Source organism: Agrobacterium sp. 5Ca39 (genome assembly GCF_055382365.1).
Map to the genome: position 1 here is coordinate 2126480 of NZ_AP026436.1, position 13343 is coordinate 2139822.

A 13343-nucleotide genomic window follows, 5' to 3' on the forward strand; every position below is an offset into this window, starting at 1 on the left:
TCATGACTAGCCCATCCGGTCGCATCGTTTACGTCAACGGCGAGTTCCTGCCCGAAGCGGACGCCCGCCTTTCCATCTTCGACCGAGGATTCCTGTTTGGCGACGGCATCTACGAGGTCACCTCCGTTCTGGAAGGCAAATTGATCGACAGCGACCTGCATATGGCGCGGCTGGAACGCAGCGCCCGCGAGATCGATGTCGCCCTGCCGGTCACGACCGGCGAGATCGTCGAGGCCGAACGTCGCCTGATCGCCGACAACAATCTCGTCGAAGGCATGATCTATCTGCAGCTGACGCGTGGTGCGGAAGATCGCAACTTCCTGTTCTCTGCCGATCTGAAGCCGACGCTGGTCATGTTCACCCAGGCGAAGAAGCTGATCGGCACTCCGGTCGAAGAGGTCGGGATCGCCGTCAAGTCGGTTCCCGACCAGCGCTGGGAACGCCGCGACATCAAGAGCGTCTGCCTGCTTCCGCAGGTCATGGCAAAGCGCATCGCGAAGGCCGAAGGCTGTGACGAGGCGTGGATGATCGAGAACGGTTTCGTCACTGAAGGCGCGTCCTCCACCGCCTATATCGTCACCGCCGATAAGAAGATCATCACCCGCGGCAACAGCAACAAGACCCTGCCCGGCTGCACCCGCCTCGCCGCCCTGCAACTGGCAAAGGAAGCAGGCTTCACGCTGGAGGAACGCCCCTTCACGCTGGAAGAGGCGCTGAATGCCGATGAAGCCTGCCTGACCAGCGCCTCCAACTTCGTGGTTTCGGTCACGAAGATCGACGGCAAGCCGGTAGGCAACGGAAAGCCCGGACCGATGGTAAGCCGCCTGCGCGCGCTCTACCTCGAAAACGCACGCCGCACGGCGATCTGATCGAACGCGTTTTGTTTATCGCATTCCGGTCGGAGAACCGCGGCCGGAAATGCTCTAGTCTTCGAGAACCGCCCAGATGCGCTCGACAACGGGCCGGCGGTTCTCCTTGGAGCGATAGAGCCTGATATCGACCGCGATATCGTAGGTCGGGTCTGCGGCCCGCACCAGAGCGCCGCTATCAAGCTCGTGCCGCATCAGGCTTTCCGGTACCCATGCCACACCCCAGCCGGCCATCGCCATGGCTTTCAGCCCCACCGACATGCTGCCCTCATGCACCCGCTCGAATTGCGGCAGCCGCGCGCTCAGGAGATCGCGCAGCAAAGGCCCGAAGAAAGAGGCCTTTTCATAATCCAGATAAGCGAAGGGTTTTTTCGCACCTTGCTGAAGCGCGTGCAGCGGTGAACCGTCTTTTGCGGGCGCTGAAACGGGAATGATCTTTTCCGCGCCGAGCACGCGGAATTCGAAAAGCTGCGCATCGAGCAGCATCGGCACTTCGGGATGGGCATAGGTCAGAAGGAAATCGCTTTGCCCGTCCACCAGCGAGTTGAGGTTTTCCTCCATGCTGCCGGAATCGGGCCGCAGAACCGAAAACAGCGGCCCGGCCTTCTCGTTCACCCGTTTCAGCCAATCCGGAAAGAAGGTGAAGGATAAAGTATGCAGCGCCGTCAGCCGCACCGTCCTGGCATCCGCCCCCTCCTCCTGAAGCAGCGTGCGCCGTGCGTGGTAAAGCTGTTTCAGCGTTTCCTGGGCGACAGGCACGAATTTCGCCCCCGCCTCTGTCAGCCGGGAAGGATAGGATGCCCGATCGACCAGCGTCGCGCCCACCCAGGCTTCCAGCTGCTTGATGCGCCGGCTGAAAGCCGATTGCGTCACATGCCGCTCATCCGCCGCCTTCGAAAAATTCAGCGTTCCGGCCAATGCCAGGAAATCCTCGAGCCATTTGACTTCCAAGGGTCTGTTCTCCCACGAAGATGCCATCCCGGCCTGCCGGGAACACGGCTCTTTATTAGGAGGAATAGGAGCTGATTGAAACCCGTTAGAAGGTTTCAGGCTGTTGAGGAAATAGCCCGAGCCCCATTCTCGTCATCCCTCGGCTTGCACATCCTCTGGACAGGTCCGAGCATGTGGCGCGCGGCGGAGTTGGCCTCGGTCTCGTTAGCGGCTCCGTGAATATTCAATCATCCGCGCCCGGCTGCAAACCAGCTCGATCCGGTCGTCCCCCAGACGATTGAGGCAGACACGCTTCGTCCATGGCCCATCAATCAGCGTGAAGAGGAAACGGCCATTGCCGAGCGCCTTCAAGGGCATGCTGCGGCGGACGGGGCCGATGCCCATCGTCAGTGAGGAGCCGTTGATCGAAAATTCAGCGCCCTCATCCGAACGCCACGACCCCGACAGATCATCCGGCACCGTATGCTCCCCGACCGGTAGGAAACGGCGCGTCGCGTGGCCGGCCTCGCCGACGATTGCATCGCCCTCAAGCCTCAGACGCATGGGCGACGATGCGGAGCGGGAAGAAACCCAGCCATCGACATCTTCATAGAGCGTGTCATCGCCATCGATGAAGGTGGATGTGCTGCCCTTGATCTCCAGCCACCACGGACCGCTTTCGGTGACATAGAGGCCTTCCGGCAGGTTGGCGGCCGGCTTGGGCAAAGGCAGGCCGGTCAAAGCCGCCATGCTTTCAAGCGCAATCTTGAAGCCATTGGTATCCTCGCGGTTCGAGACCACGACGAAGCCCGTTCCGTTTTCGGGGTCGAGCAGGAAATATGTCTTGTAGCCGGGGTGTGAACCGCCATGGCCGACGAAACGCCTATTCCCGAGATGCGACCAGCGCAGGCCGAGCCCATATTCGCTCATACGCCCATCCGCCAAGGGACGTTCAGTGGAAAGCCTCTCCAGAACACCTGCAAAGCCACCCTCGCCCCGCATCAAACCCTGCAACCAACGGGTCAGCGCCTCGGCGCTGCCGGCAAGACTGCCTGAAGCGGAAATATGCAGGCCCGCGGCCGAAAGCTGCCACTTGTCTTCGGACTTCCAGTAACCCGGCACAAGCCCATCCACCGGATCGTTCCAGACGTCGGGCGCCTTCAGGAAAACGCCAAAGGGGCCGGCAATCTGCGTCTGCACGAAATCGTCAAAACGGAAACCATTGCGCTCCAGCGCCGCTTCCACCAGACGGTAACCGGTATTGGAATAGGAAACTTCGCTGCCGGCATCGAAATTCAGCCGGGTCAGCCGGGACAGGTATTCGAGAAGCGGACCGGCCTTCGTTTCGGTATAGACGGAAAGCCCAAGCAAGGAGAGACACTCGCGCGTGTCCGGCAGGCCGCCGCTCATATCCAGCGCCTGCCCGACCGTGACATCGCACAGCGGCGATTGCAGCTCCGGCAGATGTTTGCCGAGCGGATCGTCGAGCCCGATCAGATCCGCATGGGCCAGCACCATGGCGCAAAAGACATGCTTGGTGACTGAGGCATACCGCACCACGCTCTGCGGCGTGAAGGGCGCAAAGGTCGAGAGGCTCTCGACACCGCCGGCATGGGTAAAACGGATACCATCGAGATCAAAACCGATGACCGCCCCGCCCGGCTCGTTGCCTGTCCACTGCGAGACGAAGGTCTCTGAAAGGGCTGACGCGGCGTTCCAGTCGAGTTGCTGTGGCATGGTTCGGTCTCTTATCTCGTCGTCTTTACAGAAAAGCCTCGGCACCGCCGCTTGTTTCTTCTCCCCGCCGGGGAGAAGGTGGCCCGAAGGGCTGGATGAGGGGGCGACGCCAGCGATATGCGGAGAGCTGGCCCCCCTCATCCCGCTGCCGCGGACTTCTCCCCGGCGGGGAGAAGAAGCGAGCGGCACCCGCTCGATCCATGGTCGCATGGACTCAGGCCGGCTCTTCCAGCCGGATGCTCAGGCTACGCAGCTCTTCCGTATGCGGATGTTTCGTCCGTCCCTCGCGCAGATCACCCGCGCTCAGCTGCTCCACCATCTCCCCATTCAACATCACGCCCACCTGCGGGCAAAGATGCGCAATGACAGCCAGATTGTGGCTGACGAGAATATAGGTAAGGTTGCGCGCCGCGCGCAGGTCCTGCAACAGGTTGAGGATTTCCGCCTGCACCGACACATCGAGCGCCGAAGTAGGCTCATCAAGCAGCAGCACCTGCGGATCGGCGATCAAGGCGCGGGCAATCGCCACGCGCTGGCGCTGGCCGCCGGAAAGCTGGTGCGGGAACCGGAAACGCACCGCCTGCGGCAGGGCGACGTCCGAGAGCGCCTGCTGGATGCGCTTTTCGATATTGTCCATGCCGTGCACCAGCGGCAGTTCGCTGAGGATACGGTCGATGGTCTGGCGCGGATGCAGCGACCCGTAGGGGTCCTGAAACACCATCTGCACCTGCCGGAAGAATTCCGGCGTACGACGCAGAGGGGCATCCTTGCCGGCAAAGGCGATACGCCCTTCCCAGCTTTCATTGAGGCCGGCCATGGCGCGCAGGATGGTGGACTTGCCCGAGCCGCTTTCACCGACGATGCCGAAGCTGCCGCCCTTTTCCACCGAAAAGGTGACGCCCTTCACCACTTCGCGGTCGCCGAACTTGATACGGAGGTTTTCGACGTCGATCATTGGCTGGACCACGCTGCATCACGGTTGAGAACGGGAAGACGCTCGCGCGGATGCGTCAGCGAGGGAATGCAGTTCAAAAGTCCCTGCGTATAAGGATGCTGGGCTTTCAGAAGCTCGGAAGCCTTCAGCTCCTCCATCACCCGGCCGGAATACATCACCGCAACACGATCGCAGAAATGCGAAACGAGCGGCAGGTCATGGCTGATGAGGATAAGACCCATGCCCCGCTCCGACACCAGCTCCTCGATCAGCCGCAGGATTTCCGCCTGCACCGTGGCGTCGAGCGCACTCGTCGGCTCGTCGGCGATCAGCAATTCCGGATCGGGCGCGAGCATCATGGCGATCATCACGCGCTGGCCCATGCCGCCTGAAACCTCATGCGCATAGGACGAGGCGACCTGACGCGGATTGCGGATTTTCACCTGATCGAGCAGCGCGATTGCCGCTTCCATGGCGGCTCGCTTACTGCCGCCCTTGTGGGTGCGCCATGCTTCGGCCACCTGCGCACCAATAGTCTTCACCGGGTTCAGCGAATATTTCGGGTCCTGCAGGATGAAGCCGGCCCGCTTGCCGCGGATCTGGCGCATCTGCCTTTCGCTCGCGGACAGCACGTCGATGCCGTCAAAAGCGAGCTTGTCGGCACGGATATCGGCATTGGAGGGCAGGAGCTTCATCAGCGCACGGGCCGTCAGGCTCTTGCCGGAACCGGATTCGCCGACAATGCCGAGTTTTTCAGTGCCGAGTTTCATGGAGACACCACGCACCGCCTCGAAACGGCTGGTGCGGGTCTGGAAGGCGATCTTCAGATTTTCGATTTCGACCAGCATGGCTCAATGTCCCTTCGGGTCGAGAACGTCGCGCAGGCCATCGCCGAGGAAGTTGAAGGCGAGCGAAACGAGGAAGATGGCGATACCGGGAATGGTGGCGACCCACCATTGTTCGAAGATGAAGCGCTTGGCTGTCGCAATCATCGCGCCCCATTCCGGCGAAGGCGGCTGCGCGCCCATGCCGAGGAAGCCGAGGCTGGCGGCGGTGATGATGATGGAGCTCATGTCGAGCGTGATGCGCACGATAAGGCTCGGCACGCAGAGCGGCGCGATATGACGGGCGATGATGCGCCAGGCGGAAGCACCGGTCAGGCGATAGGCCGCGACGAAGTCGCTGCCGCGCACCGTCATGGTTTCGGCGCGGGCCAGACGCGCATAAGGCGGCCAGGCGGTGAGCGCGATGGCGAGAATGGCGCTTTCGACGCCCGGTTTCAGCGCCGCGACAAAGGCCAGCGCAAGGATGAGCCGCGGAAACGCTAGAAACACGTCCGTCACGCGCATCAGCACCGTATCGACGATGCCGCCGAAATATCCGGCGATGCAGCCGATGGCGAGACCGATGGGGGCGACGAGAACGACGACGGCAATGACCATGCCAAGCGTGACGCGACCACCGTAGAGAATACGCGAGAGAATGTCGCGGCCGAGTTCGTCCGTGCCGAACCAGTGCTCGGCGCTCGGGAACGCCAGGCGGTTGCCGAGGTTCTGCGTCGCCGGATCGTAGGGAGCGAGCAGCGGCGCCAGCAGCGACAGCGCGATGAAGAGGACGATGATCGTTAGACCGACCACCGCCAGCGGATTGGACTTGAGGTTGAGCCAGATGCGATACCGGTTGCCCCAGGCAGCCTGTGTTCGCGAATGCGGCGTCTCATCCAGCGCCCAGTTTCTGAAATTAGCTAACATCATCGAACGCGAGGATCCATAACTCTGTAAAGCACGTCTGCGAGCAGGTTGAGGGCGACATAGATGAAGCCGATCAACAGGGTTGCTCCGACGACGGGGTTCATGTCCGCGTTCATGAGCGAGACGGTGAGATATTGACCAAGGCCCGGCCAGCTGAAGACGGTTTCCGTCACCACGGCGCCTTCGAGAAGGCCGGCATAGGTGAGCGCGAGAACTGTGACGAGCTGCACGGCGACCGTCGGGAAGGCGTGTCCCCAGATCACGGTCATGGCAGAAAGCCCTTTGGCGCGGGCGGTGATGACATATTCGCCCTTCAACGCATCGATCATGAAGGCGCGCGTCATGCGGGTGATATAGGCCATGCTGAAATAGGCGAGAATGCAGACGGGCTGCACCATATGGGCGATGGCGTCGTAAAAGGCGTCCCAGTCGCCCGCAAGCAGCGTGTCGACCGTCATCAGGCCGGTAACCTGCGTGATCATGCCGTCATAGATGATGTCCTGACGCCCCGGCCCCGGTGCGACGCCAAGCGTCGCGTAAAAGACGAGCAGCGAAATCAGCGCCAGCATGAAGACCGGCACCGAGTGGCCGGCAAGGCAGACGACGCGGATGACCTGATCCGTCAGCTTGCCCTGCTTGACGGCGGCCCAGACACCAAGCGGAATGCCGATCAGCGCGGCAAGAATGAGCGCTGCGGTGGCAAGTTCGAAGGTGGCGGGGAAAACGCGCTTGATATCGATCCAGACCGGATTGCGGGTCAGGATCGAATTGCCGAAATCGCCATGCAGAACCTGCGTGACATAATGGAAAAACTGCACGACCAGCGGCTGGTCGAGACCCATTTCGGCCCGGACCCGCACGATGACGTCTTCGGGCGCATTGTCGCCGACCGCCGCGATGACGGGATCGACGGGCATGACGCGCCCTATCATGAAGGTGATGATCATCAAACCGAACAGCGTCAGAAGGACGCTGCTCAGTATCGACGATATGCTTTTAACGCGCTTGTTCAATGTCACGCTTTCTTCGCATCGTGGTAGGAATTGCCCTCGGAGAGAACGCCGAGTTCGAAACCGGAAACGCCCTTGCGGAAGGCTGCCGTCTTGGTGGTCTGGAACATGAACACGAAGGGGCTGTTTTCCATGTGCTCGCGCTGCAGGGCTTCATAAAGCTCCACGCGCTTTGCAGGATCCTTCTCGTCACGCGCGGCTTCCGCCTTGGCGGCAAAGTCGTCGTTCTTGAAGCGCGAACGCCACAGGAAGGGCTTCGACTTGGCGTCGTCGCCATTGTCCTTGTTGATGTTGAAGACATCGGCGTTGGAATGCGGATCGAAATAATCCGTGCCCCAGGCCGACAGCGCCATCTGGTGTTCGCGGGCGCGCATCTTGGTCAGAACCTGGCGGTTCTCGGCCGATTGCAGGCGTACCTTGATGCCGATATCGGCAAGGTTTGCCTGGATGGCCTGCGCCAGATCCGGATAAGGCTGGGCGGAATAATGGTCCATGCTGATTTCGAAACCATCGGCAAGGCCGGCTTCGGCCATCAGTGCCTTGGCCTTTTCGACATCGCGCTGGAACGGAATGTCGTTGACGGCGCCGGGGAAGCCCTTCGGCTCGAAGCTCTGGTGGATTTCGTGCGTCAGCGGCACGATGTTTTCCTGCATGCCCTTGTAGTCCAGCGCCCACTTGATCGCCTGCCAGACCTGCGGCTTCGCAAGGTTCTCATTGCCCTGGTTGAGCGAGATCAGCACCAGCGAAGCGATGGACTTGCGCTCCAGCTCGATATTGGCGTCGTCCTTGACGGTACGCAGCTGCTCCGAGGTCAGGTCACGGGCAATGTCGATATCGCCCTTCTGCAGCATCAGCAGCTGGGAAGACGGATCGGTAACGTGGCGCAGGATGATACGCTTGATGTTGCCCTTGTAGGGACCGTTCGGGTTGACGTTGAGCGCGACGCTTTCGCTGGGTTTCCAGGCCTGCAGCACGAAATCGCCGGAACCGGCGCTGTTCTTCTGCAGCCAGCCATTGCCGAGGTCTTCACCGGAAGCATTGGCAAGAACCACCTTCTTTTCGACGATCGCGCCAATATTGGCCGAGAGGCAATAAAGCAGGAAGGAGATGGCGGTCGGCCTCGCCGTCGTCAGCTTCACCGTCTTCTCGTCGGCGGCGACAATGGTCGTCTCGACATTGTCAGGCGCAAAGCCGAACTGGCTTATGATGAAGGCCGGGCTCTTGTTCATCTTGATGGCGCGCTGCAGCGAGAAGGCAACGTCTTCCGCCGTGACCTTGGCGCCGCTCGAGAAGGTCGCGTCGTCGCCGATGGTGAAGGTGAAGACCTTGCTGTCCGCATCGGCTTCCCACGACTTGGCGATGACGGGATCGACCTTGGTGGAATCCTCGCGGTTGGCGCGCACCAGCTTCTGATACATGTTGGAGATGATTTCACCGCCGACGGCCTCGAAACCTTCATGTGGGTCAAGGCTCGTCATGTTGTCCAGCTGCTGCGCAACGACCAGAATATCCTTCGGCGTGGCGGCAAAGGCCGGGATGCGCGCATAGGACAGGAACGGAACGGCGGCGCCGGCAATCAACAGGTTGCGTCTTGAAATCATCGAAAATCCCCTTTCGGACCTTATTTTTCGGAAAATGGTGGGTTTGCCCCAATCCAGTCGTTTTTTTTATGTTTTCCCGCGATTACCACGAGCAAACGAGGCCCGACCAATTCCAAATTTGGCAGAGCCTATGCACGGATTGCATTTGCTCCCGCCTTGACCTTTCCTCTACCAATTCCGAAAACTTGTCCGCAGGCGCGTCCGCGCAATCCCATTTCCGAAGGTGAGACCATGACCGATCAAAAAACCGTACCCGTCTTCGACGGCCACAATGACGTGCTTCTGCGGTTATGGCGATCGGGCAACGCTTCTCCCGAAACACTTCTGATCGAAGGCGATACCGTCGGCCATATCGATCTGCCTCGTGCAAAAAAAGGCGGCCTCGCCGGTGGCCTCTGCGCCGTCTATGTACCTTCGCCCAGTATGGATAAGGACGCCAACGGCGACTACCCGACGCCCACCGAGGCGGATGCGCTGAAGGCGACGCTTGCCATGGCGGGCCTTTTGTTCCGGGCCGAGAAGCAGTCAAAGGGCGCGCTGAAAGTCTGCCGCACGGCCGCCGATATCCGCAAGGCCATGGCCGAGGGCGCCTTCGCCTCCGTCTTCCATATCGAAGGCGCAGAAGCGATCGGTGCTGATCTCGATGCCCTCCACGTTCTTCACGAGGCGGGCCTGCGCACACTCGGACCGGTCTGGAGCCGCCCGAACATCTTCGCCTACGGCGTTCCCTTCCGTTTCCCCTCAACACCGGATATCGGCCCGGGCCTGACGGATGCCGGCAAGCGGCTGATAAAGACCTGCAACGAACTGAAGATCATGGTCGACCTGTCGCATATGAACGAACAGGGTTTCTGGGACATCGCCAGGATATCGGATGCACCGCTGGTGGCATCACACTCCAACGCTTACGCAATCTGTAACCACAGCCGCAACCTGACGGATCGTCAGCTGGATGCCATCCGCGATACGGGTGGCCTCGCTGGCATCAACTTTGGTGTCTTGTTCCTGCGTCAGGACGGCGTGAAGAACCCGGATACCGATCTCAACGAACTCGTCCGCCATGTGGACTACATCGTGAACCGCATCGGCATCGATCACGTGGCGCTCGGTTCGGATTTCGACGGCACCACCATACCCGCCGCCATGAAGGATGCGGCCGATCTGCAATTGCTGGTCGAAGCGATGCGCAAGAGCGGTTATGACGACGTGGCGCTTGCCAAAATCTGCCACGGCAACTGGATTCGGGTGCTGGAAAAGACCTGGGGCGCGTGAGGCAGAAATAAAGTTTCATCCCCGGCGCAAAGCGCCGGAGACAGAAAGCGGCGGGCCTTCAGGCCTTTGCCGCTTTTTTCCTGCCGGTCGCACGGAAGGTGAGAAGCCCGGCCACCAGCCCGATCATGGCCCATTTCATCGGCAGCACGTCCGCCGTCTCGCTGCGGATCGGCAGCACGGTTACGGTTCCCGGCTGCGATTCGTAACCCATCTGGCCCTTTGCCTTAGCCTCGGCAATCTGCTGCGGCGAAACGACCCATTCGGCACCGCGCATCTTGTCCACCGACATATATCCGGCGCCCGCCACGAGCGCGACGACGAGTGAAACGACTATTCTTGTAGGCGTGTTCATTGGTATCTCCTTCAATCCAAAGGAGCGTGTAGTTGCATCAAATGCCGCCACCAAGCAACCGGCGCGATCAATTTCGTCGCGTTTTCATCAAACTCGGAAATCGCACATTTCGTGGTTGCATTCATCGGAATATAATTGGCAAAATCATCCGGAAACCTGTCCAAACTTCACATCGACACGTCACGCATTTCTGCTAAGCAAATTTCCGCAACTGAAACGAATTAGCGACACAATCCTGTGGTTCGCCAACCGACGGGACGGCGCTGGAAAAGATAAATGGCAGACAAGAGCGAAATTACAGAGACCGATATTGCCGACTCCGCGGTTGAAAGCTTTTTTGCCAGGAACCGTGCCTACCTGACGGCCGCGGCCATAACGCTCATCTTCGTGATGATGACGTTTGCAATTTATCGTCTCACCTCGGAAGTAAGATACGACGATGTGATTGCGGCCCTTCTCGACACGTCTTTTTCCTCGGTTCTTCTTGCTATCGTCTTTACCGCGCTGAGCTTCCTGTCACTGATTTTTTATGACGCCAATGCCATCGAATATGTCGGCAAGAAAGTGCGGTTTCCGTCAATGGCGGTCACGGCCTTCGCGGCCTATGCCATCGGCAACACCGCCGGCTTCGGGCCGCTGAGCGGCGGCGCCATCCGCTTCCGCGCCTATTCCCGGCTGGGGCTTTCCCCGGGAGACATCGCACGGGTCATCGCCTTCGTCACGCTGTCGTTCGGCCTTGGGCTTTTGTCGGTGAGCGCGCTTTCAACCTTCATCGTCGCGCCCCGCATCGCCGCAATCATCGGTTTCGACCCGCTCGTGCTGAGAGGCGCGGCGCTCGCCGTCATCGCCATTCTCGTGGCCACCGCCTATATCGGGCGCAATGGCAGGGCGATACGCCTCGGCAAATGGCGGCTGCGCCTTCCAGACAGCCGTACGTCTTCGCGTCAGTTCCTGGTGTCTGCATTCGACATCGCCGCCTCGGCTTCCGTTCTTTACGTGCTCTTGCCGGAAACGCATCTCGGCTGGCCGACCTTCTTCGCGATCTATGCCACGGCCGTGGGGCTTGGCGTTCTCAGCCACGTGCCCGCCGGCCTCGGGGTCTTCGAAACCGTGATGGTCGCCGGTCTCGGCAATGCGATCAGCGTTGATCAGCTGCTCGGAAGCCTCGTTCTCTATCGCGTCATTTACCACGTGCTGCCGCTGGTGGTCGCCATTCTGGTGATGATCGTTTCGGAAATGAAGCAGTTTGCGGCAAAGCCCGTTGTATCCGATATCAGCCAGCTTGCCGTGCGGCTGGCGCCACCGCTGCTGTCCACATTCGCGATCATTCTCGGGACCATGCTGATTTTCTCGAGCGTGACACCGACGCCGGGCAGCAACCTGGATTTCCTCTCGAACTTCGTCCCGTTGCCTATCATCGAGGCCGCTCACTTTCTGACCAGCATTCTCGGCCTTGGCCTCGTCGTCGCCTCCCGTGGCTTGGGGCAGAGACTGGATGGCGCATGGTGGATCGCCCTCGTTGCGGCATCTCTGGCGCTCATTCTCTCGCTTCTCAAGGCGATCGCGGTTTTCGAAGCGATCTTTCTCGGCTTGTTCATCGTCGCGCTCGCCGCCAACATGCGCAGCTTCAACCGTCACGCCTCTCTGGTCAAACAGGCGCTCGGGCCAAGCTGGCTCGCGGCCATGGCCGTCATCGTCGCCGGCGCGGCCACCATCCTTCTCTTCGTCTATCGCGATACCGATTACAGCCATACGCTCTGGTGGCAGTTCGAATTCTCCGAGGAAGCGCCACGCGGACTGCGCGCCCTTTTAGGCCTCGTGCTTGCCTCCTCCACCATCGCCATCTTCAGCCTCATGAGGCCGGTGGCCTTTCGCCCGGATGCCATCAAGGCCGAAGATATCGCAAGTGCTACAGACATTGTCATGAAGCAGGATGCGGCCGACGCCAATCTGGTGCGCATGGGCGACAAGCACGTGATGTTTTCCGAAAGCGGCAATGCCTTCATCATGTACGGCATTCAGGGCCGCTCATGGATCGCGTTTGCCGATCCGGTCGGCGATGAAGATGATTTCCCTGATCTCGTGTGGCAATTCGTCGAAGGAGCCCGTGCCGCTGGCGCACGTGCCGCCTTCTATCAGATTTCGCCCTTCCTGCTGTCCCATTGCGCCGATGCGGGTCTGCGCGCCTTCAAGCTGGGCGAACTGGCCCTGGTCGATCTCACCGCATTCGAACTCAAAGGTGGCAAGCTTGCCAATCTTCGCCAGTCGCTGAGCCGCGGCGCGCGCGACGGGCTGACCTTCGAGGTCATCGAAAAGACCCAGGTGCAGGATGTTCTGGAAGAGCTGAAACAGGTTTCCGACGGCTGGCTCGCCCACCATAACACCCGCGAAAAACGCTTTTCGCTCGGTGCTTTCGAGCCGGACTACATTCTGTCGCAACCCGTTGCCGTGCTGCGCAAGGATGGAAAGATCACCGCCTTCGCCAATCTGATGGTGACGGATACGAAAAAGGAAGCCACCGTCGATCTCATGCGCTTTTCGCCTGATGCGCCGCGCGGCTCGATGGACTTTCTCTTCGTCAGCATCATGCAATATCTGCGCGAGGCCGGTTACGAGAGCTTCAATCTCGGCATGGCGCCCATGTCCGGCATGTCTAAACGCGACGCGGCGCCCGTCTGGGACCGGATCGGCAGCACACTGTTCGAACACGGTGAACGATTCTACAACTTCAAGGGGCTTCGCGCCTTCAAGGCCAAGTTCCACCCGAAATGGGAACCGCGTTACCTTGCCGTGCAGAACGGTGCAGATGCCGCTCTGGCGCTGATGGATGCGACGGTTCTGATCAGCGGCGGTGTCAGAGGAGTGATCGGAAAATGAGAAGATTCAG

Annotated in this window: 11 protein-coding genes; 3 read left to right on the top strand and 8 right to left on the bottom strand. The window is 60.4% G+C overall.

Annotation, left to right across the window (positions count from 1 at the left end; translation table 11 throughout):
• The first annotated feature begins 2 nt into the window (after positions 1-2).
• On the top strand, positions 3-869 hold the full coding sequence (locus ACZ47E_RS10610; protein WP_006697595.1) for a D-amino-acid transaminase: 867 nt from the start codon (positions 3-5) through the stop codon (positions 867-869).
• Between the two features lie 54 nt (positions 870-923).
• Here ACZ47E_RS10610 and ACZ47E_RS10615 read toward each other — a convergent pair whose 3' ends face one another.
• The 7 genes from ACZ47E_RS10615 to ACZ47E_RS10645 form a co-directional block, all read right to left on the bottom strand.
• Positions 924-1820 (bottom strand): LysR substrate-binding domain-containing protein, encoded by an 897-nt coding sequence (locus ACZ47E_RS10615; protein WP_072494812.1) that lies wholly within the window; start codon positions 1818-1820, stop codon positions 924-926.
• Positions 1821-2024: 204 nt separating this feature from the next.
• A complete protein-coding gene (locus ACZ47E_RS10620; RefSeq protein WP_278067008.1) occupies positions 2025-3536 on the bottom strand; it encodes a serine hydrolase domain-containing protein in 1512 nt (503 codons plus the stop codon).
• A gap of 214 nt (positions 3537-3750) precedes the next feature.
• Positions 3751-4491, bottom strand: coding sequence for an ABC transporter ATP-binding protein (locus tag ACZ47E_RS10625; protein WP_278067009.1), 741 nt, complete (start codon positions 4489-4491; stop codon positions 3751-3753).
• On the bottom strand, positions 4488-5318 hold the full coding sequence (locus tag ACZ47E_RS10630; protein WP_004443518.1) for an ABC transporter ATP-binding protein: 831 nt from the start codon (positions 5316-5318) through the stop codon (positions 4488-4490). The genes ACZ47E_RS10625 and ACZ47E_RS10630 overlap by 4 nt, the downstream gene beginning before the upstream one ends.
• A 3-nt stretch (positions 5319-5321) precedes the next feature.
• Positions 5322-6224 (bottom strand): nickel transporter permease, encoded by a 903-nt coding sequence (gene nikC / locus ACZ47E_RS10635; RefSeq protein WP_004443520.1) that lies wholly within the window; start codon positions 6222-6224, stop codon positions 5322-5324.
• Entirely contained in the window at positions 6221-7234 is a 1014-nt protein-coding gene (locus ACZ47E_RS10640) for an ABC transporter permease (RefSeq protein ID WP_034498671.1), read from the bottom strand. Before ACZ47E_RS10640 ends, nikC begins: the two co-directional genes overlap by 4 nt.
• A 2-nt stretch (positions 7235-7236) precedes the next feature.
• Complete coding sequence (locus ACZ47E_RS10645; protein ID WP_004443523.1) at positions 7237-8832, bottom strand: ABC transporter substrate-binding protein; 1596 nt, start codon at positions 8830-8832, stop codon at positions 7237-7239.
• 231 nt (positions 8833-9063) lie between these two features.
• Between ACZ47E_RS10645 and ACZ47E_RS10650 the strand changes: the two genes are divergently transcribed.
• A complete protein-coding gene (locus tag ACZ47E_RS10650; protein ID WP_045532261.1) occupies positions 9064-10104 on the top strand; it encodes a dipeptidase in 1041 nt (346 codons plus the stop codon).
• A gap of 58 nt (positions 10105-10162) precedes the next feature.
• On the opposite strand, the gene ACZ47E_RS10655 is transcribed toward ACZ47E_RS10650, so the two are convergent.
• Positions 10163-10456 (bottom strand): hypothetical protein, encoded by a 294-nt coding sequence (locus tag ACZ47E_RS10655; protein ID WP_045532263.1) that lies wholly within the window; start codon positions 10454-10456, stop codon positions 10163-10165.
• Positions 10457-10732: 276 nt separating this feature from the next.
• Between ACZ47E_RS10655 and mprF the strand changes: the two genes are divergently transcribed.
• On the top strand, positions 10733-13333 hold the full coding sequence (gene mprF, locus ACZ47E_RS10660; RefSeq protein ID WP_004443529.1) for a bifunctional lysylphosphatidylglycerol flippase/synthetase MprF: 2601 nt from the start codon (positions 10733-10735) through the stop codon (positions 13331-13333).
• Positions 13334-13343: the final 10 nt, after the last annotated feature.

Bases quoted from the DNA above. Each gene is read 5' to 3' on its own strand.
- ACZ47E_RS10630 (WP_004443518.1), bottom strand. From the start codon at position 5,318: ATGCTGGTCGAAATCGAAAATCTGAAGATCGCCTTCCAGACCCGCACC.
- ACZ47E_RS10610 (WP_006697595.1), top strand. From the start codon at position 3: ATGACTAGCCCATCCGGTCGCATCGTTTACGTCAACGGCGAGTTCCTG.
- ACZ47E_RS10645 (WP_004443523.1), bottom strand. From the start codon at position 8,832: ATGATTTCAAGACGCAACCTGTTGATTGCCGGCGCCGCCGTTCCGTTC.
- ACZ47E_RS10620 (WP_278067008.1), bottom strand. From the start codon at position 3,536: ATGCCACAGCAACTCGACTGGAACGCCGCGTCAGCCCTTTCAGAGACC.
- nikC (WP_004443520.1), bottom strand. From the start codon at position 6,224: ATGATGTTAGCTAATTTCAGAAACTGGGCGCTGGATGAGACGCCGCAT.
- mprF (WP_004443529.1), top strand. From the start codon at position 10,733: ATGGCAGACAAGAGCGAAATTACAGAGACCGATATTGCCGACTCCGCG.
- ACZ47E_RS10625 (WP_278067009.1), bottom strand. From the start codon at position 4,491: ATGATCGACGTCGAAAACCTCCGTATCAAGTTCGGCGACCGCGAAGTG.
- ACZ47E_RS10650 (WP_045532261.1), top strand. From the start codon at position 9,064: ATGACCGATCAAAAAACCGTACCCGTCTTCGACGGCCACAATGACGTG.
- ACZ47E_RS10655 (WP_045532263.1), bottom strand. From the start codon at position 10,456: ATGAACACGCCTACAAGAATAGTCGTTTCACTCGTCGTCGCGCTCGTG.